The sequence below is a fragment of the Actinoallomurus oryzae genome (assembly GCF_039541955.1).
GTDB lineage: Bacteria > Actinomycetota > Actinomycetes > Streptosporangiales > Streptosporangiaceae > Actinoallomurus > Actinoallomurus oryzae.
The window spans coordinates 12,728-35,228 of sequence record NZ_BAABHF010000067.1; the positions used below are offsets into that span (position 1 = coordinate 12,728).

Annotated in this window: 18 protein-coding genes; 11 read left to right on the forward strand and 7 right to left on the reverse strand. The window is 68.6% G+C overall.

What is annotated here, in order from left to right; genetic code table 11:
* Window positions 1-5 precede the first annotated feature (5 nt).
* The 3 genes from ABEA10_RS48535 to ABEA10_RS48545 form a co-directional block, all read right to left on the reverse strand.
* Window positions 6-1,232, reverse strand: a complete 1,227-nt coding sequence (locus ABEA10_RS48535; protein ID WP_345475492.1) for a response regulator receiver protein — start codon at window positions 1,230-1,232, stop codon at window positions 6-8.
* Window positions 1,229-3,589, reverse strand: a complete 2,361-nt coding sequence (locus ABEA10_RS48540; RefSeq protein ID WP_345475494.1) for a protein kinase domain-containing protein — start codon at window positions 3,587-3,589, stop codon at window positions 1,229-1,231. The genes ABEA10_RS48535 and ABEA10_RS48540 overlap by 4 nt, the downstream gene beginning before the upstream one ends.
* A gap of 70 nt (window positions 3,590-3,659) precedes the next feature.
* Entirely contained in the window at window positions 3,660-4,202 is a 543-nt protein-coding gene (locus tag ABEA10_RS48545; RefSeq protein ID WP_345475495.1) for a DUF4282 domain-containing protein, read from the reverse strand.
* A gap of 567 nt (window positions 4,203-4,769) precedes the next feature.
* On the opposite strand from ABEA10_RS48545, the gene ABEA10_RS48550 reads away from it, so the two are divergent.
* On the forward strand, window positions 4,770-6,917 hold the full coding sequence (locus tag ABEA10_RS48550) for a hypothetical protein (RefSeq protein WP_345475496.1): 2,148 nt from the start codon (window positions 4,770-4,772) through the stop codon (window positions 6,915-6,917).
* A 133-nt stretch (window positions 6,918-7,050) separates the two neighbouring features.
* The gene (locus ABEA10_RS48555) at window positions 7,051-7,521 is read left to right on the forward strand and encodes a hypothetical protein (RefSeq protein ID WP_345475497.1); all 471 of its coding nucleotides are present in this window, start codon (window positions 7,051-7,053) and stop codon (window positions 7,519-7,521) included.
* Between the two features lie 348 nt (window positions 7,522-7,869).
* Here ABEA10_RS48555 and ABEA10_RS48560 read toward each other — a convergent pair whose 3' ends face one another.
* Genes ABEA10_RS48560 through ABEA10_RS48570 form a run of 3 tightly spaced genes read right to left on the reverse strand, consistent with a single transcriptional unit; the run spans window position 7,870 to window position 11,369 of the window.
* Window positions 7,870-8,646, reverse strand: a complete 777-nt coding sequence (locus ABEA10_RS48560; RefSeq protein ID WP_345475498.1) for a succinate dehydrogenase/fumarate reductase iron-sulfur subunit — start codon at window positions 8,644-8,646, stop codon at window positions 7,870-7,872.
* Window position 8,647: 1 nt separating this feature from the next.
* Complete coding sequence (locus tag ABEA10_RS48565) at window positions 8,648-10,525, reverse strand: fumarate reductase/succinate dehydrogenase flavoprotein subunit (RefSeq protein WP_345475499.1); 1,878 nt, start codon at window positions 10,523-10,525, stop codon at window positions 8,648-8,650.
* Between the two features lie 13 nt (window positions 10,526-10,538).
* On the reverse strand, window positions 10,539-11,369 hold the full coding sequence (locus tag ABEA10_RS48570) for a hypothetical protein (protein WP_345475500.1): 831 nt from the start codon (window positions 11,367-11,369) through the stop codon (window positions 10,539-10,541).
* A gap of 343 nt (window positions 11,370-11,712) precedes the next feature.
* On the opposite strand from ABEA10_RS48570, the gene ABEA10_RS48575 reads away from it, so the two are divergent.
* Window positions 11,713-12,264 carry a hypothetical protein gene (locus ABEA10_RS48575; protein WP_345475501.1) on the forward strand — a complete coding sequence of 184 codons (552 nt, stop codon included), beginning with the start codon at window positions 11,713-11,715 and terminating at the stop codon, window positions 12,262-12,264.
* On the opposite strand, the gene ABEA10_RS48580 is transcribed toward ABEA10_RS48575, so the two are convergent.
* Window positions 12,251-13,192 carry a LysR family transcriptional regulator gene (locus ABEA10_RS48580; protein WP_345475502.1) on the reverse strand — a complete coding sequence of 314 codons (942 nt, stop codon included), beginning with the start codon at window positions 13,190-13,192 and terminating at the stop codon, window positions 12,251-12,253. The two genes, ABEA10_RS48575 and ABEA10_RS48580, sit on opposite strands and share 14 nt — an antisense overlap.
* Before the next feature lie 79 nt (window positions 13,193-13,271).
* Here ABEA10_RS48580 and ABEA10_RS48585 point away from each other — a divergent pair, with 79 nt between their 5' ends.
* The 8 genes from ABEA10_RS48585 to ABEA10_RS48620 all read left to right on the forward strand — a co-directional run bounded on the left by ABEA10_RS48585 (window position 13,272) and on the right by ABEA10_RS48620 (window position 22,453).
* The gene (locus tag ABEA10_RS48585; RefSeq protein ID WP_345475503.1) at window positions 13,272-14,009 is read left to right on the forward strand and encodes a succinate dehydrogenase cytochrome b subunit; all 738 of its coding nucleotides are present in this window, start codon (window positions 13,272-13,274) and stop codon (window positions 14,007-14,009) included.
* Window positions 14,006-15,946, forward strand: coding sequence for a fumarate reductase/succinate dehydrogenase flavoprotein subunit (locus ABEA10_RS48590; RefSeq protein ID WP_345475504.1), 1,941 nt, complete (start codon window positions 14,006-14,008; stop codon window positions 15,944-15,946). Before ABEA10_RS48585 ends, ABEA10_RS48590 begins: the two co-directional genes overlap by 4 nt.
* Before the next feature lie 85 nt (window positions 15,947-16,031).
* Window positions 16,032-16,778 carry a succinate dehydrogenase/fumarate reductase iron-sulfur subunit gene (locus ABEA10_RS48595; RefSeq protein WP_345475505.1) on the forward strand — a complete coding sequence of 249 codons (747 nt, stop codon included), beginning with the start codon at window positions 16,032-16,034 and terminating at the stop codon, window positions 16,776-16,778.
* 207 nt (window positions 16,779-16,985) lie between these two features.
* On the forward strand, window positions 16,986-18,566 hold the full coding sequence (locus ABEA10_RS48600) for a peptide ABC transporter substrate-binding protein (RefSeq protein ID WP_345475506.1): 1,581 nt from the start codon (window positions 16,986-16,988) through the stop codon (window positions 18,564-18,566).
* A 1-nt stretch (window position 18,567) separates the two neighbouring features.
* The gene (locus tag ABEA10_RS48605) at window positions 18,568-19,494 is read left to right on the forward strand and encodes an ABC transporter permease (protein ID WP_345475507.1); all 927 of its coding nucleotides are present in this window, start codon (window positions 18,568-18,570) and stop codon (window positions 19,492-19,494) included.
* Window positions 19,487-20,413 (forward strand): ABC transporter permease, encoded by a 927-nt coding sequence (locus tag ABEA10_RS48610; protein ID WP_345475508.1) that lies wholly within the window; start codon window positions 19,487-19,489, stop codon window positions 20,411-20,413. The genes ABEA10_RS48605 and ABEA10_RS48610 overlap by 8 nt, the downstream gene beginning before the upstream one ends.
* Window positions 20,410-21,474: an ABC transporter ATP-binding protein gene (locus tag ABEA10_RS48615; protein WP_345475509.1), complete on the forward strand. Its 1,065-nt coding sequence runs from the start codon at window positions 20,410-20,412 to the stop codon at window positions 21,472-21,474. Before ABEA10_RS48610 ends, ABEA10_RS48615 begins: the two co-directional genes overlap by 4 nt.
* Window positions 21,464-22,453 (forward strand): ABC transporter ATP-binding protein, encoded by a 990-nt coding sequence (locus tag ABEA10_RS48620; RefSeq protein WP_345475510.1) that lies wholly within the window; start codon window positions 21,464-21,466, stop codon window positions 22,451-22,453. The genes ABEA10_RS48615 and ABEA10_RS48620 overlap by 11 nt, the downstream gene beginning before the upstream one ends.
* Window positions 22,454-22,501: the final 48 nt, after the last annotated feature.

A 22,501-nucleotide genomic window follows, 5' to 3' on the forward strand; every position in this document is an offset into this window, starting at 1 on the left:
GCGGGTCAGCGGTCGCGTTCGCGGTGCCGGGCCTGGGGCTGCCGGCGGTCGCTGCGCCGCCGTGTGACCGGAAGGCGCTGTTCGCCCGGCTCGATCCGCCAGCGCACGTCGGCGTGGATGCCGGCCTGTTCGAGGCGCTCGCGGGCGGCCTCGAACGACGCACACCACTGCTCCTCGCGCTCGAGGTCGAGGCGCCGCTGGTCGTCGCTCTCGGCGGGTTCGGTGCGCAGCAGCGCCATGCGTATCCGCCGCGCCTCGTCGACACGGACCTTGACCGCGTGCTGTGACCAGTCGCCCCGGGTGAGGACGGCCTCACCCGAGTCGGCGGTCAGGGTCTCGAAGCCCTCGTCCACCTCGTAGCCGAGGCCCGCGAACGCCTCCTGGAGCGCGGTCGTGACGTACCGGCGCTCGGCCTCGCGCTGGAGGTCGCCGACGAGGCGTACGGCCTCGGCACGAAGCCCCTCGTCGAGGGCTGCGGCGCCCTCGGCGACCTCGGCCAGCCGCGCGCGTACGTCGCCGGCGGCGGGATGGGTCTCCAGCTCGCGGACGAACCGCGCGGCGGCGGCACGGTCGTCGCGCCGCCTGCGGGCGTGCTCGTTGGCCTCCTGGATGCGGATGCGCACCTCGGTGAGGCGGCTCTCGGCCTCCCCCTGCGTGGTGGCGGAAGCGGCCTCCTCGGCGGCCTCGGTGACACGGCGCCGGTCGGCCTCGGTGGTGTCGGGCAGGAGCCGGGCGAGGACCCGGGCCAGCGTGGTGGCGAGCGCGGTGGCGGCGGGCGGCGGCGACGCGGCCGGTGCCGTGGCCTTCAGCGTCTCGGCGGCGGGAGCGAAGATGCGGCCGGTCACGGTGGAGGCGATGGCGGTGGCGAGCTCCTCTTCGGCCGTGGCCAGGGCGGCGTCGGTCTCGGCGCACCAGGCGACGAGCTCGCCGGCGGTCTTCTCGGCGGGCTCGAAGGGGAGCGGCAACGCGATCTGGGCGTCGTTCTCCTTGGCCGACGAGGCGAGCGCGGCGATGCGCGCGTTGCGGTCGAGCACCTCGGCGATCGCCTGCTCGTGGTGCCGGATCTCCTGGAGCCGGCGTGCCCGGACCTCGGCGCGCTCCTCGGCCAGCCCGGCGAGCACACCCGTGCCGGCGGCGGCCAGCCCGGCCGCGCCACCGAGCACGCGGATCAGCCCGAGGCTGGCGATGACCGCCGCGTCCAGTGCGATGTCGGCTTCGACGCCGCTGCTCACAGTCGCCCTCCCACGGCCTGCTCCTTCGTACGCTCACGCTCCTGCCGCCACCGCTGCGCCCGGACTCCGGTCATCACCACGTGCGCGATCGCCGCCGCCACCATGACCGCCAGCCACAGCAGCCAGGCGATGGAGATCACCATGGCCACCACGACCAGGAAGACGACCATCGGCACCACCGCGACGAGCAGCAGCACGCCGCACCCGGCCGGACCACGGCGCCGCGTGGCTCCCGACAGTGTGCGGGAGGCGCCCGACACGCCTCGCTTGACCCCGCCGAGGCCCTTGGCCAGCCAGGACCACGGCCCGAGCGGCAGGTAGTCGGCGCCCTGGCGCGACGCGAGGAGGACCTCGCAGGCGACGCCGACGAGCCAGGTGCCGACCGCGGCGACCACGAGCAGTGTCGTGGGAGCGCCGACCGCGCCGACACCGCCGTAGCTGTCGCTTCGCGCGGCGTGGCGGAGCTGGGCCAGGAGCCATCCGCCACCCGCCCACACGACCAGCAGGGGCAGCGTCCACAGAACGGCCCGGGCCATCGCGGCAGGACGGCCGGCGAGGCGCCGGCGCTCGCGTTCGTTCCAGTGGCGCAGACCCTCGGCGGTCCGGCGTTCGGCCTCCTGCCGGTGGCGGGCCGCACCCTCGATCTCCAGCACGGCGTCGGGCGCCGCGCGTACGAGGGCGAAGAGGCGCAGCGGATCGTCTCCGACCTGCTCGGACAGCCAGCCGAACCAGGGAACCGGCTCCCGGACCTGCTCCCGCGCCCGTACGGCGGCCGAGCGCAGCGCGTCCTCCGTCTCGGCCGGCCGGCCGGCCAGCGCGAGGAGGGTCGCGAGCACCACGGGAGGCTCGTCCAGCCCGCGGGCACCCGCGTCGGGGAGGCGGCTCGCCGTACGCGGCAGCTGGGAGCGCAGCCAGCCGGCGAGGCGGTTCCACTCGGCGGCGAGCCCGTGCCAGCGGTCGTTGATCGCCGGAAGTTCGTCGCCTCCGGCGAACGCGGCGAACTCCGGCAGCAGGTGCAGCTCCCAGAGCTCCCGTACGACGCGGGCGGCGGTGGCCCGGTCGGGGTGGCGCGGGTCGTCGACCACGCCCGCGAGCGAGGGCAGGTCTTCCGGCAGGACGCGGAGCCCGAGATAGTACGGCTCCAGCGTCGGGTCGAGCCAGCGCACCAGGTGCAGGAGCTTGACGTTCGGCGGGCGGTCGCCGGTCAGTGACTGGTCGATCAGGCGGATGCGGCCCTCGGAGTCGTCGTCGAAGCCGCTCAGCCACTCGCGCAGCGCCTGCCACGCCTCGCTCGGCCCGACCGGGGTGAACATGGTGCCGAAGAAGTAGCGCGCGGCGTTGTCCCAGTCGGCGACGAGCGCACGGGCGAACTGTGCGCGGTCGGTGTAGGTCTGCCCGCCGAATGCCAGAGCGCCCCGCGCGGCGCCGGCCGCGAGCGGCGAGACGCGCGGCGGCTCGGGCTCGGCGACGGCCGGACTCTCGCCGGCGAGCCAGCGCTCGACCTCTTCGCGGGTCCAGCGCCGTCGGGGGTCACGGGTGAGCAGGCCGCGGCAGAGCAACCGCATGCGCGGGTCGGCGATGTCGTCACAGTCGATGGTGCGCGTGGCGAGGTGGTCGACGACGGCGGTCTCGCTCATGCCGGCGAACGGGGTACGGCCGGTGAGGAGCTCGCGCACGATGATGCCGAGCGACCACCAGTCACGGGCGGGGGAGACCTGGCCGGACAGCGACTCCGGCGCGGCGTACGCCAGCGTCCGCGACGACGACGCGAACACCACGCTCTGTTCGATCACCCGGCTCAGCCCGAAGTCGGTGATGGCGAGGCGCATCGGCGTGGTGCCGCGGACCAGGACGTTCTCCGGTTTGAGGTCGCGGTGCACGATGCCCGCCCGGTGCAGGCGGCCGAGCCCGGCCGCGAGCTGCGCGACCACCTCGGCGACCAGCGCGGGCGGCAGCCGTGACCCGACGGCCCTCAGGTTGCCGGCGGCGATGTACTCGATGACCTCGTAGTCACGGCCCTCGGCGTGCCCGGTCTCCAGGATGCGCACGACGTGCGGCGAGTCGAGGGTGGGCAGCTTCTGCCAGACCTCGCGGTCGGCGGTGAAACCGCGGCGGAACAGCTTGACGACGAGCTCGGTGCCCGCGGCGTCGCGTACGTGCAGGAGGTCGGACTCGGCGCCCTGCGTGGGCAGCTCGCCGAGCAGCGTGAGCCGGCCGGACAGCTCGGCCGGGAGCCGTACGAGCGAGGGCGGCGCGGACGGCTCACCGTCGCGACGGGTCGTGTCCGGCCGGTCGGTGTCGCGGCGCGTCCCGAACTCATCGCGCCGCGTGTCGGACGGCCGCTCGATGTCCGCCACTACCCGTCCCTCGCCACGTCCGCCGTTGCCTGTGCGAGCCTAACGCGCCCGCGCGCGCCCAGGACAGGGATCAGCGAAGCCCTTCCCGCTCCCGCATCGCCTTGAGATGCTCCGTGATCTTGAACTGGTTGATGACGAACTCCATGAACACACGGATCACGACGAGGTCGAATAGCCAGATCAAGGGCGCAGCGACGATCGTCATTACGGCGAGCGTCGGGTTCCAGGTGAAGAACGACAGTCCATACCACAGTACGACCAGCGCGAACATAGTGATCAGGACCGTCATCAAGGTATAGATCGTTCGTGCCAACCTGACGGTGAGCATGTGATCGAAGTTGACATCGAAGAGCGTTCCGAAGAAGCCCTTGTTCCCGCGACCACGTGGCGCGTAGCCCGGCGGCGGAGGAGGCGCGCCATGGCCGGGAGGCGGAGCCTGCCAGGGACCGCCGGGTTGCGGCGGCGGACCCGGGTAGGCGTGCGGGTCGGTCTGGTAAGGCGGGGGCGGTGGTCCGCCCGGGTACGACGGCTGGGGCTCGCCCTGCCGCGGTGGCGGGGGACGGTGCCCGGGATCGTCGTGGGGGTTTGACATCGCGGTCTCCTCGGCTTCCACCGTCAAAGGCTAGACCGACAACGACCGCTCTTCACGTGACCGAGCCGCCAAAGCCTCTCTTGTTCCGCCCGCATGATGAAACCCGGCGGCCGGTCGGCGGGTCGGGCCGGGCAGGGACCCGTTGGACAGGTGCCCGGAACCGGAGGGGCCTTGGTGCGCGGTCATAAGTGTTTTAGCAGCATATGCCGGTTTTGCGGTGTGGTCGAAGTGGGGTATTCAACGCTGCGACTCTCTCTTTTGAGGATGACAGCGTCCCAACAAGGTGCAAAGATTGCCTTTGCATTGCCGCAACGAGACCCGTATGGGGGGCGAGCGTCGTGGCGGACGGGATCTCCGTGCACTGACTCAGGAGTTGCAAGCCGCGGTGGCCCGAATCCAACAATTGTCCGACCAATATTGGCATGCGTTGGATCCGACGTGCGGTTACATGGATGACCGAGCCTGGATGGGGCCCGCCGGCCGCCGCTTCGGCACAGCCGTGCATTCGTATCGGAGCGAGCTTCAGGGACAACTCGCCAAGGCGGTGCGCAGCGCGCAGGACAAGCTCGCCGGGCTACCCAAGACCTCATGAGCGGCGACCCGACGATCAATCCGAACTTCGTAGGGGGCAAGCAGCCGGCGTTCGACATGCTGGTGAGCAGCCACTCGCGAGCGGCCTCGCAGATCGAGGAGCTCGCCCAGGCACTGTGGGCGGAGCTGAACAAGGCACAGCTCGATACTTTCCCGGCGATCCGGATCCGTGAGGTGGCCGGCCGTCTGCGGAAACAGACGGCCGATCTCCAGCGTCGTCAGCGTCTGATCCACGAGATGGAGCGCCAGAAGATCGGCTTTGATTTCCGTACGTCCGGGGGGACGTTCTGGGATCTTCCCGACCGGCTGGACGCCCTTCAGAGCCGACTCGACGGCCTGGAGGCGGCCGATCTCGCGAATAAGGCCGCGGCCGGCGACCGGAAGGCCCTCAGCCGGCTCATGAAGTACGCCCCGGAGGCGAACAACCCTGACTTCGCCAGATCTCTGCTCCAGCGACTGGGAGCAGACGGAGTGATCACCTTGCCGGCCGCTCTCGCGCAACGGCTACGGACGGCCATGGACGCTCATAATCCCAACCTCGGAGCCGATGAGGCGGGCGTCCAGAGTGCGCTGAAGATGCTCAGCAAGGCGCTCGCGGTAGGGACGAATCCGGCGAGTAGTGGCTATCTCGGCGATGCGTTCTTGGATCAGCTCAAGACCCAAGGACGCGCCGATCACCGCTTCCCCGTAGGCGGACCCAACGACACGTACAACGGCTATCAGTCCCTTGCGACTCTTCTCGACATGAGCGACGGGCACCCGCCCTTTTCAGCCCAGTTCATGCAGGTCGTCGGGACAGATATGGTCGCCTATGACCGAGAACACCGCCCGAGGCATCCTCTCCCGAGAAAGCCGCCTCCGGTCGTGTCCCCGTATGTGCCCGGGTTGCCGCATCATCGTCCGGAGGACGGATCGGCACCCATCCCCGACCTGGCCGGTCTCCTGCACCTGGGCTGGGCGCTCACCCCAGAGGGCGAAAGGGCCACGACGGATCCACCGTCCCAGGGACGCACGGACTTCTTGAACGGACTACTACACGCGGCCGGCTTCAGCAAGGACGGATCGCAGGCCCTCCTGAACCACACGCCGCCTGGCCAGAGAAACTCCGACCTCGAATACCTCCTACACGAGCGTCGCCCCCTGTGGGCCTACACCGACCATGGCACCAGGCTCGGCCAGGCGATGAGCGCCGCGATGTCCGGCCACGACCCGGTGTCGCAGAAGCTCTTCAAGGAGACCAGCGAGCTGCTCGGCCGCGATACGCGGAAATACTTCACCTATGGCAAGGACCACAAACTAAAGTTCACCAACGTAGATGGCCACGCCGACGATCTGTCCGGCCTCCGTCCCAGTCTAGGGGCCATTATGTGCTCTCACCTCAAGGACCTGGAAGACAGCATATTCGCGGACATCAGTGGTAGCGAACCACCGAAATTTCTGCCCTCCCCGCGAGACGTCGACGCGCTCTTGGCCGAGGCTGGTCAGTCCGACGATGGATTCATGTCCCTGGTGGAGAACGCGATCGGCCGCTCACGCGCCTTGCTCGATCAGCGTCCCGCCGAAGGCGTCGATAACATGCTGATCGCAGAGGGCGGTTTCCTCGGTCACCTCCTCGCGCTGCGCCATGAGGCGCTCGTCGCCCGTGGCGTGACGGTCGATACGGCGAACGCTCAGATCAAGGAGTTGATCGACAAAGGGATCGGACTCGTTCCCGTCCCGTATGCGAAACTCTTCAGCGGCGTGCCCGCGAGTGTCTACGGTGAACTCGCTGGCCAGCAGTACGGCAAGGTGGGTGCGTGGCTCTTTCAGCACATGCAGCAGGACGGAGGGTCCGTAGCACAGGACACGAAGGTCGCCACCAACGAGGAGGCGGTACGCAAACTGCTACGCCACATGTCGCTATCCGTCGCGATCGACCGTTTCAACGCTTCTGGAGGCACGGCATCGGGCGAGCCGTTCGCCGACGATAAGGGAAAGATCCTCCCGCCGAGCCAGTGGGACGATCAGGCGCGGTCGCGCTTCATCGACTGGTCCCAGGTTAAAAACTTCGCGGCTCCGCAGATGAGCCAGCAGGTCGAGACGGTTATAAAAAACAGCCATGACGACGCGATCAGCAGTTTCAACGATACCGATGAGACACCGTAAGGCAGGGCGGGTGATGGCCCTCGTATCGTCCGTCACGCTGATGAGTTCCTGCTCGTCCGATCACCACGAAAGACGGCCTCCCCCGCGGCCGACGGTGACGTCGCCGCTCGGCCGTGTCGCCTCTGTCGGATCCGTGCCCGACATGGCGCCGTACTGGTGCGACCTGGTCTCCCGGCGCGCGCTGAGCCAGGTCACCGGTGTCTCAGGGAGCCTGTATGAAGTACGAAACGCCGGGATCGGCGAGGACCTTTCGATGTGCGCGGTGAAGGACGAGCAGAGATACGGGCCGCTCACCGTGCAGTGGGATGTGACAGGCGGCCAGAGCGAGATCGCGGGACGGACGAAGGATGTCGCGTCCGATCATCCGACCCGCCTGCCCGCCACGCTCGGCACCGGCTTTACGGTCCACTCGCCGAGTGCCCGGCTTCCGTACTTCACCGCCGCGGCCTTCACATGCGGGTCGCGTGACGCATGGATTGAGATCTTTATTCGGGGAGTGTCTCCCGGCCGGGACGCGACCGCGGATCTGGCTGGGCTCATGCGCGTCGCGCAGCGGCGGTTTGGGGTTCTGCATCACTGCAGGCCAGCGGCGGCGAGCGGCTGATCGCATGGCGAGCGCGCTGGCGGCACTCAGAGCCGGCGGTATGTGCGCAGCAAATGTGATCCTGCGTGCGGCGAGTTCGCCCGGATATTAGGAGGTATGCCCCAGAGCTTCTCGCCCTGCTGTGGAATATACAGTGATGCATGCTTCTTGAGTTAGCGGAAAGACTGCTCAGCAATTTCAAGGTCATACATCTTCGGGCCGAAAGTACTCCAATCTCGTCCGGCGAACTCGCTTTCGTTTCCGACCACCCAGGTGCGGGTGGTGGCCTCTGCGTCGCCGTGCGACGGCCCGATCCGGTAAGAAACGCGAAAGCCCGGCGGCGTCTGGGCCGGGCTTTCGCAACGGAATTTACGCCTTCGGGGTTTCCTTCTCCTTGTCGCGCTTGACGATGCCGATCTTGGAACCGAGCCAGACCAGCGGGTCGTAGCGGCGGCCGACCACGCGCTCCTTCATCGGGATCAGGGCGTTGTCGGTGATCTTGATGTGCTCCGGGCAGACCTCGGTGCAGCACTTGGTGATGTTGCAGAAGCCCAGGCCGAACTCCTCCTGGGCGATCTGCCGCCGGTCGGCCACGTCCGCCGGGTGCATCTCCAGCTCGGCCACCCGCATGAGGAAGCGAGGGCCGGCGAAGTGCTCCTTGTTCTCCTCGTGGTCACGGATGACGTGGCAGGTGTTGTTGCACAGGTAGCACTCGATGCACTTGCGGAACTCCTGCGAGCGCTCGACGTCGACCTGCTGCATGCGGAACTCGCCCGGCTTGACGTCGCCTCCGTCGAAGGAGGGGACCTCGCGCGCCTTCTGGTAGTTGTACGACACGTCGGTCACCAGGTCGCGGATGACCGGGAAGGTGCGCATCGGCGTGACGGTGACCGTCTCGTCCTCGTCGAACGTCGACATCCGCGTCATGCACATCAGCCGCGGGCGGCCGTTGACCTCCGCCGAACACGAGCCGCACTTGCCGGCCTTGCAGTTCCAGCGGACCGCCAGGTCGGGCGCCTCCGTCGCCTGCAGGCGGTGGATGACGTCGAGGACGACCTCGCCCTCGTTGACCTCGACCGTGTAGTCCTTGAGCTCACCCTTGCCGGCGTCGCCGCGCCAGACCCGGAACTTCGCCTTGTAGCCCATCTCACTTCTCCTCAGCGGGGAGCTCGTCCTCGGTCAGGTACTTCTTCAGCTCGTCGAGCTCGAAGAGGCCGATGAGGTCGGCCCGCATCGGCTCCATGTCCTGGCGCTTGAGCTCGACGGTGCCGTCGCTCAACCTGCACACGAGGTTCAGCTTGCGCCACTCGGCCGACATCTTCGGGTAGTCGTCGCGGGTGTGGCCGCCGCGGCTCTCCTGACGCTCCAGCGCCGCCCTCGCGACGCATTCGGACACGAGCACCATGTTGCGCAGGTCGAGCGCCAGGTGCCAGCCCGGGTGGTAACCGCGGCCGCCCTCGACGGAGACGGACCCGACCCGCTCGCGCAGCTTGCCGAGGGCCTCGATCGCCTGCTCCAGCTCCTCCTCGCGGCGGATGATGCCGACGAGGTCGTTCATCGTCTGCTGCAGCTCCTGGTGCACCGCGTAGGGGTTCTCGCCGCCCTCGCGCTCGTACGGCGCGAGCGCCTCGGCCATCGCCGCCTCGATCTCGGGCTCCGGCACCGTGACGGTGACCTCCGAGGCGTACTCCGCGGCGCCGAGGCCGGCCCGCCGCCCGAAGACCAGCAGGTCGGACAGGGAGTTGCCGCCGAGGCGGTTGGAGCCGTGCATACCGCCGGAAACCTCGCCGGCCGCGAACAGGCCGGGCACGAGCGCCGCGCCGGTGTCCGGGTCGACCTCCACGCCGCCCATGACGTAGTGGCAGGTCGGGCCGACCTCCATGGGCTCGGAAGTGATGTCGACGTCGGCCAGCTCCTTGAACTGGTGGTGCATCGACGGCAGCCGCTTGATGATCTGCTCGGGCTTCAGCCGGGAGGCGATGTCGAGGAACACGCCACCGTGCGGTGATCCGCGCCCGGCCTTGACCTCGGCGTTGATCGCGCGGGCCACCTCGTCACGCGGCAGCAGCTCGGGCGGGCGCCGGTTGTTGTCGGGGTCCTCGTACCAGCGGTCGGCCTCTTCCTCGCTGGTCGCGTACTGGTCCTTGAAGACGTCCGGGATGTACTCGAACATGAACCGCTTGCCTTCAGAGTTGCGCAGCACGCCACCGTCACCGCGGACGGACTCGGTGACGAGAATGCCCTTGACCGAGGGCGGCCAGACCATGCCGGTCGGGTGGAACTGCACGAACTCCATGTTGATCAGCGACGCGCCGGCGAGCAGCGCGAGCGCGTGCCCGTCGCCGGTGTACTCCCAGGAGTTGGAGGTCACCTTGAAGGACTTGCCGATGCCGCCCGTGGCCAGCACGATGGCGGGCGCCTCGAAGACCACGAACTTGCCGGTCTCGCGGATGTAGCCGAAGGCGCCGCAGATCTTGCCCTCGTCGTCCTTCAGCAGCCGGGTGATCGTCGTCTCGGCGAACACCTGGATCTTGGCGTCGTAGTCGCCGAGCTCCTTGTGGTCGTCCTGCTGGAGCGAAACGATCTTCTGCTGGCAGGTGCGGATCAGCTCCAGGCCGGTACGGTCGCCGACGTGCGCCAGGCGCGGGTACTCGTGGCCGCCGAAGTTGCGCTGGCTGATCTTGCCCTCTTTGGTGCGGTCGAACAGCGCGCCCCAGGCCTCCAGCTCCCAGACGCGGTCCGGCGCCTCCTTGGCGTGCAGCTCGGCCATGCGCCAGTTGTTGAGGAACTTGCCGCCGCGCATCGTGTCGCGGAAGTGGACCTGCCAGTTGTCGTTCGGATTGGCGTTGCCCATGGCCGCCGCGGCGCCGCCCTCGGCCATGACCGTGTGCGCCTTGCCGAACAGCGACTTGGAGATGATCGCGGTCTTCTTGCCCTGCAGCCGGGCCTCGATCGCGGCGCGCAGGCCTGCACCGCCGGCGCCGATGACCACGACGTCGAACTGCAGCCTTTCGATTTCAGTCACTTGTGGTCGGTCCTTAGTTGAAGATCCGCAGGTCGGAGAAGGCCCCGTGCGCGACGAGCGCGACGTACGCGTCGGTCACCGCCAGGGAGACCAGCGTGATGAGCGCGAACTGCCCGTGCCGGGTGTTGATCTTGCTGATCTGGGTCCAGAGCCAGTAGCGGATCGGAGCCTTGGAGAAGCTCTTCAGCCGCCCGCCCATGACGTGGCGGCACGAGTGGCAGGACAGGGTGTAAGCCCACAGCAGGATGACGTTGGCCCACAGGATGATCGTGCCGAGCCCGATGCCGAAGCCGCCGTCCGCGCCGTGGAACGCCTTGATCGCGTCCCAGGTGTTGACGATGGAGATCAGGCCGGCGATCACCCAGAAGTAACGGTGCGCGTTCTGCAGGATGAGCGGGAAGCGCCGCTCGCCGGTGTAGGCGCCGGGCGTCTTGCGCACCGGGCTCTTGTCCGGGACGGCGCACGCCTGCGGCGTCAGCCAGAACGCCCGGTAGTAGGCCTTCCGGTAGTAGTAGCAGGTCAGCCGGAACCCCAGCAGGAACGGCAGCGAGATCAGCGCGTACGGGATGAAGAACGGCAGGTGGTCGGGTATGAACCTGCCGAAGTCCGCCGCCTCGGGTGGGCACGCCTTGCTGACGCACGGGGAGTAGAACGGCGTCAGGTAGTGGTACTTGTCCACCCAGAAGCTGCTGCCCATCATCGAGCGCACGGTCGCGTAGACGACCCAGGCCAGGAAGAAGACGAACGTCGCCAGCGGGCTGAGCCAGTAACGGTCCTTGCGTAGGGTGCGCGCCGGGATCTGGGCCCGATCCTTGGACGGCGCTTCCACCGTTGTCTGCGTCATGCGGGATTCTCCATCGAAGGCACACCACCTGGGGAGGCTGCCTGTGCTCTGAGCCTCTCCTCTGTTCAGGGGCGCTCATACGTTATTAGGGAGTTGTCACGAGCACGATACGAGGCGCGGTCGCCACGTGTGAAACTCCCCACTTACTCACCAGTAGGGTGCGCCCGATTCAAGACTTATTGACCAAAGATCTACTTATGAGAATTATCGCACCGTCTGTGATGGTTTCACGTCGAGTGTCCGTTTGAGAAGATGGTGTGGCGGGCGAATCCAGGATTTTCCCATCGGCCCCTCAGGCCTCACTAGCATGCGAACTACGAGACATCTGTGACGGGAGTTGTCGATGCGGGGCCGGAGCCATTTCGGGCCGGGAGCGTACGTCGTCCGCTACGCCTGGTGGGGGCCGCTCGTGCCGGCCGTCGTGGGGGCGGCGATCGTCGCCGGGTTCGTGCTCGGCGTGACCTCACGTCCGCCGTGGTTGCACTGGCGTCCCGGCTCTCACCTGGACCCCTGGGGCTGGACGATGTACGGCGCGCAGTGGCTGATGCCGCTCGTCGGCGCCGGGCTGCTGGTTTTCGCCGTGGTCGGCCTCCGCCGGGTGGCGCGCGGGGCGGTGGCGTTCGCGGTCGCGGAGAAGGGCGTCTACTGGTGCCCGTCGGGCAAGCCCTCGCAGGGCGAGTGGTTCGCCTGGGACGAGGTCACCGCGATCGAGTTCCACTCCGCCGACGGCGGGTCCACCGGCCGCGGCGCGGTCGCGCTGCGCGGCTACGCGCCCGAGCGCGACGACCGCCCGCGCCTGGTCTCCACCCGCCTCGGCGGCTGGCGCATCGCCCCCCGGCGGCTGGGCCGTGCCCTGCGGGAGTTCGCCCCCGACGTGGAGGTCATCTCCCACTGATCCCCGCGATCCGCGAGACGCCCGGCGGCAGGTCGCCGCGGCTCTCGGCCTCGGCGAGGAACGTCAGCAGGGTCTCGTGGAACGCCCGCGCGGCGTGGGTCGGGTGCACGTCCTTGCGGTGGGCGAGCGCGATCGTGCGCTCCAGGCCCGGTGGCGCCAGCGGTGTGCCGACCAGCCCAGCCCGGCCCGACAGCACCATCGAGGGCACGAGCGCCCGTCCCAGCCCGGCCTCGACGAACCGCAGCACCCCGTCCATCTCGCCGCCCTCGACGGCGAACGTCGGCTCGAACCCGGCCTGCCGGCACGCCGTCTGGGTCGCCTCCCGCAGGTCATAGCCGCTGCGGAACATCACGAGCGGCTGGCCCCGCAGGTCCTCGATCCGCACGTACGGCCGCTTGGGCGGGTCCGAGCGCGGCGACACCACGACCAGGTCCTCCTGCAGGATCGGGGTGGTCTCCAGTGAGGGGTCGGTGCTCTGCAGCGGCAGGATGATCAGCGCCAGGTCGAGGTGCCCGCGCGCCAGGTCCCGTACGAGGTCGCGGGAGCCGCCCTCCTCCACGCGCAGCTCGATGCCCGGATAGCGCCCGCGGAAGCGCGCCAGAGCATCGGCGAGCAGCCCGGCGAACAGCGACGGGGTCGCGCCGAGCCGCACCCGGCCCCGGCGCAGCCCGGTCAGGTCCTGGATCTCACGCCGGGCCGTCTCGACGTCGGCGAGGATGCGCCGGGCGAGCGGCAGGAGCGCCTCGCCGGCCGGCGTCAGCGTGATGTTGCCCCGCGCCCGGCTGAACAGCGGCGCGCCCAGCTCCGCCTCCAGCGTCTTGATCTGCTTGGACAGGGACGGCTGCGCCACCCGGAGAGTTTCCGCCGCCCGTGTGAAATGCCTCACCTCCGCGACGGCGACGAAGTACGAGAGTTGCTGTAGCTGCACAGTCCATAGCCTATGGCTATCGAAACGAGCGTCATCATGTCTTGGACGTCTCTTTGGAATCGGACATACGGTCCGCAATGTGTCATCCAGAGCGAGCACGGTGGCCGCACCTCCGCAGACGCCCTCCTCACAGGCGCTTCCGCGAAGGCTGTACCGGTCCTCCGTCGGCAAGAAGGCCGTCATGGCGGTCACCGGGGCGATCCTCGTCCTGTACCTGATCGCCCACATGATCGGCAATCTCAAGGTCTTCCTGGGCCGCGACGACTTCAACCACTACGCACACTGGCTGCGCACGATGGGCGAGCCGGCGCTCCCGTACCGGACCGTCCTGACCGCCATCGAGATCGTGCTCACCGTGGCGGTGATCCTCCACATGTGGTCGGCGGTCTCGCTCGCCCGGCGCGCGCGGCGGGCCCGCCCGGTGCGGTACGCGGCCCGGCCCACCACGCAGGAGCACCGGTACGCCACGCACGTCATGCGCTACGGCGGGATCGTCATCCTGCTGTTCGTCATCTGGCACCTTCTGGACCTGACGTTCGGCGCGGTCAACCCCAAGGGCGGTGACGCGCAGCCGTACGACAAGGTCGTCGCCGACTTCGCTCCCTCCCACTGGTACATCACGATCTTCTACATCGTCGCCGTGGTCCTGGTCGGGTTCCACCTCAAGCACGGGATCTGGAGTGCCTTCCAGACGCTGGGCTGGGGCCGGCAGGGCCGCTACCGGGGCCTGCACCTGCTCGCCGACGTGGTCGCGGCCGTGATCGTGCTCGGCTTCGTGTCCGTGCCGGTCTTCGTCACCATCGGGGTGGTCTCGTGAATTCCGTCAACCTGTTCACCGAGGGCGAGCCGATCCGGGACACCAGCGCACCGGAGGGGCCGATCGAGGAACGCTGGGACAAGCGCCGCTTCGGCGGCAAGCTGGTCAACCCGGCGAACCGGCGGAAGCTGTCGGTCATCGTGGTCGGCACCGGCCTGGCCGGCGGCTCGGCCGCCGCGACGCTCGGCGAACTCGGCTACCACGTCAAGTCCTTCTGCTACCAGGACAGCCCGCGCCGCGCGCACAGCATCGCCGCGCAGGGCGGCATCAACGCCGCGAAGAACTACCGCAACGACGGCGACAGCATCCACCGGCTCTTCTACGACACCGTCAAGGGCGGTGACTACCGGTCCCGCGAGTCGAACGTCTACCGGCTCGCCCAGGTGAGCGTGGAGATCATCGACCAGTGCGTGGCGCAGGGCGTGCCGTTCGCCCGTGAGTACGGCGGCCTGCTCGACACCCGCTCCTTCGGCGGCGTCCAGGTCTCCCGCACGTTCTACGCGCGCGGCCAGACCGGCCAGCAGCTGCTGCTCGGCGCGTACCAGGCGCTCGAACGCCAGGTCGCGGCCGGCACCGTGGAGATGTTCACCCGGCACGAGATGCTCGAGTTGATCATCGTGGACGGGGCCGCGCGCGGCATCGTCGCCCGCGACATGGTCACGGGTGAGATCGAGACGCACACCGCCGACGCCGTCGTGCTGGCCTCCGGCGGGTACGGCAACGTCTTCTTCCTGTCCACGAACGCCAAGGGCTGCAACGTCACGGCCACCTGGCGGGCGCACCGCAAGGGCGCGCTGTTCGCCAACCCCTGCTACACCCAGATCCACCCGACCTGTATCCCGCAGAGCGGCGACCACCAGTCGAAGCTGACGCTGATGTCGGAGTCGCTGCGCAACGACGGCCGGGTCTGGGTGCCGGTCGCGAAGGGCGACAAGCGCGACCCGCGCGAGATCCCCGAGGACGAGCGCGACTACTACCTCGAGCGGATCTACCCCTCGTTCGGCAACCTCGTACCGCGCGACATCGCCTCCCGCGCCGCCAAGAACGTCTGTGACGAGGGCCGGGGCGTCGGCCCGGGCGGGCTCGGCGTCTACCTCGACTTCGCCGACGCGATCCAGCGGCTCGGCCGCAAGGCGGTCGCGGACAAGTACGGCAACCTGTTCGAGATGTACGAGCGCATCACCGGCGAGGACCCCTTCGAGGTGCCGATGCGCATCTACCCGGCCGTGCACTACACGATGGGCGGCCTGTGGGTCGACTACGACCTGCAGTCCACCATCCCCGGCCTGTTCGTGGTCGGTGAGGCGAACTTCTCCGACCACGGCGCCAACCGGCTCGGCGCGTCCGCGCTGATGCAGGGCCTGGCCGACGGCTACTTCGTGCTGCCGAACACCATCAGCGACTACCTCGCCAAAGGTCCCTTCCCGAAGGTCGCCGACGACCACGAGGCCGTCGTCGAGGCGCGCGAGTCCGTCACCGGACGCATCGAGCGGCTGCTGTCCATCGACGGCGACCGCACGCCGGACTCCTTCCACCGCGAACTCGGCGCGCTCATGTGGGAGTACTGCGGCATGGAGCGCACCGACGAGGGCCTGCGCAAGGCCATCGACCGGATCCGGGAGCTGCGTGAGGAGTTCTGGACCCGCGTCAAGGTGCCGGGGGAGAACGAGGAGCTCAACCAGGCGCTGGAGAAGGCCGGACGGATCGCGGACTTCTTCGAGCTGGCCGAGCTGATGTGCATCGACGCCCTGCACCGCACGGAGTCCTGCGGCGGTCACTTCCGCGCCGAGTCCCAGACGCCCGACGGCGAGGCCCTGCGCGACGACGAGCGATTCGCCTACGTCGCCGCCTGGGAGTACACCGGCGAGGCCCCGGTCCTCCACAAGGAGAACCTGGAATACGAGTACGTGAAGATGGTCCAGAGGTCGTACAAGTGAGCGAACCCGACGCAGTGAGTGGAGTGAGCGGCCGACGAAGGAGGTCGCTCGCGGAGCGAATGAGGAGGGTGAGCGACCCATGGGCATGAAGCTCACACTGAAGGTCTGGCGGCAGAAGAACGCCGATGACGCGGGGCGGATGGTCCCGTACGAGCTGGACGGCGTCTCGCCGGACATGTCGTTCCTCGAGATGCTCGACGTGCTCAACGAGAAGCTGATCCTCGAGGGCGAGGAGCCGGTCGCGTTCGACCACGACTGCCGCGAGGGCATCTGTGGCATGTGCTCGCTCGTCATCGACGGCACCCCGCACGGCCCGCAGCAGGCCACCACGACCTGCCAGCTGCACATGCGGCACTTCAAGGACGGCGACGTGATCACGATCGAGCCGTGGCGCGCGGCGGCGTTCCCGGTCATCAAGGACCTGGTCGTGGACCGCTCGGCGTTCGACCGCATCATCCAGGCCGGCGGGTACGTCAGCGCCCCGACCGGGTCGGCGCCGGAGGCGGCGTCCATCCCGGTGCCGCAGGCCGACGCGCACGACGCGTTCGACGCCGCGACCTGCATCGGCTGCGGCGCCTGCGTCGCGGCCTGCCCGAACGCCTCGGCGATGCTGTTCACCGCCGCGAAGATCACCCACCTCGGCCTGCTGCCGCAGGGCCAGCCCGAGCGGTACGGCCGGGTCACCGCGATGGTCGCCCAGATGGACGCCGAGGGCTTCGGCGGCTGCACGAACACCGGTGAGTGCACCGCGGTCTGCCCCAAGGGCATCCCGTTCGAGACCATCTCCCGCCTCAACGCCGACCTGCTCAAGGCCACGCGGAAGGCCTCTTGACTTCACGGCCCGGGAGGAAGGTACGTCCCCCCTTCCTCCCGAGCCGTGGACTACTCCCGGGCTCCGGGAGGACAATGGCGCTCACTCCATGGCGCCGCAGGTGGCGGTAGGAATATTTCGATCTCGACACGGTTTCGGCAAAGATCTACCGCCTCCTGACCGTACTCGGCCAAGGTAGCTCCCACCTGCGTGGCTTATGGAGGCTTGATGAAGGTCAAGGGGATGCTCGTCGGCATCGTCGCCGTCGCGATGGCGGCGTCGGCGTGCGGCGGCGGTGGCGGTTCTGGGAACAAGTCGAAGGTCTTCACCTACGCGATCACCGAGCCGGAGCATCTCACCCCCGGCAACACCAACGACGCGCAGGGCCTTACCGTCGACAGTGCCCTCTTCGACACGTTGATGACGCTCGACCCCAACGGCAAGCCGGTGCCGGAAGAGGCCGCGTCGATCAACACGTCCGACCAGAAGGTCTGGACGATCAAGATCAAGCCGGGCCTGACCTTCCACAACGGTGAGCCGGTCACCGCCCAGAGCTACATCGACGCGTGGAACGCCACCGCGAACTCCTCGAACGCCTGGGGCAACGGCTACTACCTCGGCAGCATCGACGGCTACGCCGACCTGAACCCCGACAAGGGCAAGCCGAAGGTCGACAAGATGAAGGGCCTCAAGGCCGTCGACCCGCAGACCCTGCAGGTGACGCTCTCCCAGCCGTTCAGCCAGTTCCCGTACGTGCTGTCGTTCATCGGCACCGCGCCCATGCCCAAGGCCGCCTTCACCGACCTCAAGGCCTACGAGCAGAAGCCGATCGGCAACGGACCGTTCATGATGGACGGCTCCTGGGAGCACAACAAGCAGATCAAGGTCAAGAAGTTCCCCGGCTACAAGGGACCGCGCCCGGCCAAGTCCGAGGGCGTGACCTTCAAGGAGTACGCCGGCCGCGACGCCGCCTACACCGACCTGCGGGCCGGCAAGGTCGACTTCGACAACCAGATCCCCGCGGCGAAGGCGCCCGAGGCCAAGCGGCTGCTCGGCGACCGGCTCATCACCGTGCCCAGCGGCACCATGGACTTCCTCGAGTTCCCGCTGTACGACCCCGCGTTCAAGAACCCCGACCTGCGTAAGGCGATCTCGATGGCGATCGACCGCCAGGCGATCGTGAACGCCGTCTACAACGGGACGTTCAAGCCGATGGCGTCGCTGCTGGCGCCGATCGTGCCGGGCTACCGCGCGAACGCCTGCGGCACGGCCTGCACCTACAACCCGCAGCAGGCCAAGCAGCTGTTCGACAAGGCGGGCGGCTACAAGGGCACGCTGCACCTGGTGTTCTCCAACGCCGACCCGACGTACGAGCAGTGGATGACCGACGTCGCCAACCAGCTCAAGCAGAACCTCGGCATCACCGACATCAAGTTCGACAAGGTCCAGGTGTCGGACTACCTGACGAAGCTGAGCGACCACAAGGCGGCCGGTCCGTACCGCAGCAACTGGACGATGGACTACCCGAGCCCCGAGGACTACCTCACGCCGCGTTGCGCCAAGCCCACCCGCAGCGGCTACAACGGCGACGCGTGCGAGGCCCTCATCATGAAGGGCAACGCGGCCAAGACGCCCGAGGAAGGCCAGCAGTACTACCAGCAGGCCGAGGACATGGTGCTGAAGGACATGCCGATCACCCCGCTGTGGAACTGGCAGGACCAGCTCGGTGCCTCCAGCCACGTCGGCAACATCCACTCCGACCCGTACGTCTACCCGCTCGTCCACCTCGACCAGGTGACGGTCAAATAGCGTGTGGCGTTACGTTGTACGGCGCCTTCTGCAGATGGTGCCGGTCCTGATCGGGACGACGCTCCTGATCTACCTGGCGGTGTTCGCGCTGCCCGGTGACCCGATCCGGGTCCTGGGCGGCGACAAGCCGATGCCACCGGCGGTGTACCAGACCCTGCGGCACCACTACCACCTGGACGATCCGCTGATCGTCCAGTACGGCAAGTACCTGTGGGGCCTGGTCCACGGTGACTTCGGCCAGACGCTCAACGGCCAGCCCGTCGGCGACGTCCTGGCGGCGGGCTGGACGGTGACCGTGCAGCTCGCCATCACGGCGTGGATCTTCGAGCTGGTCGTCGGGATCGCGCTGGGCGTCTGGGCGGGCCTGCACAAGGGCGGTGTGGTCGACACGCTCGTGCTGAGCGGCACCACCCTGGTCATCGCCATCCCCAGCTTCGTGCTCGCCTACTCCGCGCAGCTGATATTCGGCCTCAAGCTGGGCTGGTTCCCGACCGCGGGGACCGACGACGGCTGGCCGTACAGCTATCTGCTGCCCGGCATCCTGCTCGGCTCGCTCAGCCTCGCCTACATCGCCCGGCTGACGCGGACGAGCCTGGTGGAGAACGGACGCTCGGACTACGTGCGCACCGCGGTCGCCAAGGGCCTGAGCCGCCGGCGGGTGCTCGTGCGGCACACGCTGCGCAACTCCCTGATTCCGGTCGTCACCTACCTGGGCGTCGACCTCGGCAACCTGATGGCCGGCGCGATCATCATCGAGGGCATCTTCAACCTGCCGGGCATCGGCCAGCAGATCTTCCTGGCCATCCAGATCAAGGACGGCCCGACCGTCGTGGGCATCTGCACGTTCCTGGTGCTCATCTATCTGCTGGCCAATCTCGTCGTCGACTTCCTCTACGGCGTGCTCGACCCGAGGATCCGCCATGACTGAGGTGAGTGAGGCCGCGGCGACGGCGCAGACCGGGTCGGCGATCGAGGGCGGAGCCGCGTCGCTGTGGAGCGACGCCTGGCGCGACCTGTGCCGCCGCGTGACGTTCTGGGTCTCCGCGGTGATCCTGTTGCTGATGGGCCTGATCGCGGCCTTCCCGTCCCTGTTCACCGGTCTCGGGCCGAACGACGGCTGCGACGTGCGGCACGCGAAACAGCGGCCGGCGTCGTGGAACCCGTTCGCGGCCGGGGACCACCCGTTCGGCACCGACAGCCACGGCTGCGACTACTGGGCGCAGATGGTGCACGGCACCCGCGCGCCGATCGTGGTCGGATTCCTGGTGACCGCGATCGCGCTCACCCTGGCGATCGTGCTCGGCTCGATCTCCGGCTACTACGGACGCCTGCTCGACGCGTTCCTGTCGCGTGTCACAGACATCTTCTTCGGCCTGCCGCTGATCCTCGGCGCGCTCGTCATCCTGACCGCCTTCCCCTCGCACGGGATGATGACCGAGTCGCTGGTGCTCGGCCTCCTGTGGTGGCCGACGATGACGCGGCTGATGCGCGGCCAGGTGCTGTCGGTGCGCGACGCCGACTACGTGCAGGCCGCGCGCATGATCGGCGCCGGCGACATACGGATCATGCTGCGCCACATCCTGCCGAACGCCATCGCGCCCGTGTTCGTCTACGCGATGCTCAACGTCGGCGTGGTCATCGGGTACGAGGCCACGCTCGACTACCTGGGCGTCGGCCTGCAGTACCCCACGGTCTCGTGGGGGCTGCAGCTCAGCCAGGCACAGGAGATCTTCACCGACTACCCCTACCTGCTGATCTACCCGGCCATATTCCTGACCGCGACGGTGCTGAGCTTCCTGCTGCTCGGCGACGCCGTACGCGACGCACTGGACCCGAAGCTGCGATGAGCGACGAAGAAGTGAGCACCGGCCCGCTGCTGGCGGTCGAGGACCTGCACGTGGAGTTCCGCTCCCGCGGGCGGTCCGTGCAGGCGGTCAACGGCCTGTCCTACACGCTGGAGGAGGGCGAGACGCTCGCCATCCTGGGGGAGTCCGGGTCGGGCAAGAGCGTGGGCGCCCAGGCCGTGATGGGCATCCTCGACTCACCGCCCGCGCACGTCACGAAGGGCTCGGTGCGGTTCCGCGGCACCGAGCTGCTCGGCCTGCCGGAGAAGAAACGCCGCGACTACCGCGGCGCGAAGATCTCGATGATCTTCCAGGACGCGCTGTCGGCGCTGAACCCGGTGCACCGGGTGGGCGACCAGATCGCCGAGATGCTCATCGTGCACCGGAAGACCTCGCGCGGCGAGGCGCGCAAGCGGGCGGTCGAGCTGATGGACCACGTGCGGATCCCGTCCGCGGCCTCGCGCGTGAACGACTTCCCGCACCAGTTCTCCGGCGGTATGCGGCAGCGCGTGATGATCGCCATGGCGCTGGCCCTCGAGCCGGACGTGCTGATCGCCGACGAGCCCACCACGGCGCTCGACGTCACGGTCCAGGCGCAGATCATGAAGCTGCTCGCGGAGCTGCAGAAAGAGATGCGGATGGGGCTCATCCTCATCACCCACGACCTGGGCGTGGTGGCCGACGTGGCGGACCGCATCGCGCTGATGTACGCCGGCCGCGTCGTGGAGGAGGCCGACGTCGAGGACCTGTACGCCCGGCCCGCGCACCCGTACGCCGAGGGACTGCTCGCGTCGGTGCCGCGCATCGACGTACGCGACCGCGCGCTGACACCGATCAAGGGCGCGCCGCCGAACCTGGCGGCCATTCCCTCGGGCTGCCCGTTCCACCCCCGCTGCCCCCGCGCGCGGGACCGTTGTTCGACCGAGATCCCCGAACTCCGTCTTTTCGAGGGTCCCTCCCAGGCCGGTGAGGGTGCCCCGGGCCGGTCCGGAGCCCGGTCCGGGACACCCTCACCCCACCGGAGCGCCTGCCACTACGCCGAGGAGGTCTCCGGTGGCCGATGAGATCCTCTCCGTACGGGACGTCACCAAGCACTTCCCGCTGACCAGGGGAGTGCTGTTCCAGCACGAGGTCGGGCAGGTCAAGGCGGTCGACGGCGTCTCGTTCGAACTCCGCAAGGGCGAGACGCTCGGCCTGGTCGGTGAGTCCGGCTGTGGCAAGAGCACGCTGGCCAAGCTGCTCATGGGCGCCGAGCGGCCGACCTCCGGCAGCGTGTACTTCGAGGACCGCGACGTCTTCTCCCTGTCCAAGGCGGAGCTGCGCCGGCTGCGGCGCCGCATGCAGCTCGTCATGCAGGACCCCTACACCTCGCTCAACCCGCGGATGACCGTGGGCGACATCGTCGGCGAGCCCTTCGCCGTCCACGGCGACCCCGAGGGCGGCCGCGGCCGCCGCGTGCGCGAGCTGCTGGAGATCGTCGGCCTCGACCCGGACCACGTGAACCGCTACCCGCACCAGTTCTCCGGCGGGCAGCGGCAGCGCATCGGCATCGCCCGCGCCCTCGCGCTGCGGCCCGACGTCATCATCTGCGACGAGCCGGTGTCCGCGCTCGACGTGTCGGTACAGGCCCAGGTCATGAACCTCCTCGCCGACCTGCAGCGGGAGTTCGGGCTGTCGTACGTCTTCATCGCCCACGACCTCGCCGTCGTCCGGCACATCTCCGACCGTGTCGCGGTGATGTACCTGGGGAAGATCGTCGAGATCGGCGACGAGGAACAGATCTACGACCACCCCACGCACCCGTACACGCAGGCGCTGCTGTCGGCGGTCCCGGTGCCCGACCCGACGAAGCGGACCGGGGAGATCGTGCTCGAGGGCGACGTGCCGAGCCCGACGGACCCGCCGTCCGGCTGCCGGTTCCGCACTCGCTGCTGGAAGGCCGAGGAGATCTGCGCGAGCGAGGAACCGGCGCTGGAGGTCCGCGCCGGCCGTTCGGACCACCCGACCGCGTGCCACTTCGCCGCCGAGTCGGCTCGCGCCTGAGAGCCCTTGCGGATAGGGACAGTCCCTATCCGCGGGGGCGCTGAAAAA

What these genes read in the sequence shown, in the direction of transcription:
- ABEA10_RS48550 (WP_345475496.1), top strand. Translation starts at nt 4,770, where the DNA reads ATGAGCGGCGACCCGACGATCAATCCGAACTTCGTAGGGGGCAAGCAG.
- ABEA10_RS48560 (WP_345475498.1), bottom strand. Translation starts at nt 8,646, where the DNA reads ATGGGCTACAAGGCGAAGTTCCGGGTCTGGCGCGGCGACGCCGGCAAG.
- ABEA10_RS48570 (WP_345475500.1), bottom strand. Translation starts at nt 11,369, where the DNA reads ATGACGCAGACAACGGTGGAAGCGCCGTCCAAGGATCGGGCCCAGATC.
- ABEA10_RS48575 (WP_345475501.1), top strand. Translation starts at nt 11,713, where the DNA reads ATGCGGGGCCGGAGCCATTTCGGGCCGGGAGCGTACGTCGTCCGCTAC.
- ABEA10_RS48595 (WP_345475505.1), top strand. Translation starts at nt 16,032, where the DNA reads ATGAAGCTCACACTGAAGGTCTGGCGGCAGAAGAACGCCGATGACGCG.
- ABEA10_RS48600 (WP_345475506.1), top strand. Translation starts at nt 16,986, where the DNA reads ATGAAGGTCAAGGGGATGCTCGTCGGCATCGTCGCCGTCGCGATGGCG.
- ABEA10_RS48610 (WP_345475508.1), top strand. Translation starts at nt 19,487, where the DNA reads ATGACTGAGGTGAGTGAGGCCGCGGCGACGGCGCAGACCGGGTCGGCG.
- ABEA10_RS48615 (WP_345475509.1), top strand. Translation starts at nt 20,410, where the DNA reads ATGAGCGACGAAGAAGTGAGCACCGGCCCGCTGCTGGCGGTCGAGGAC.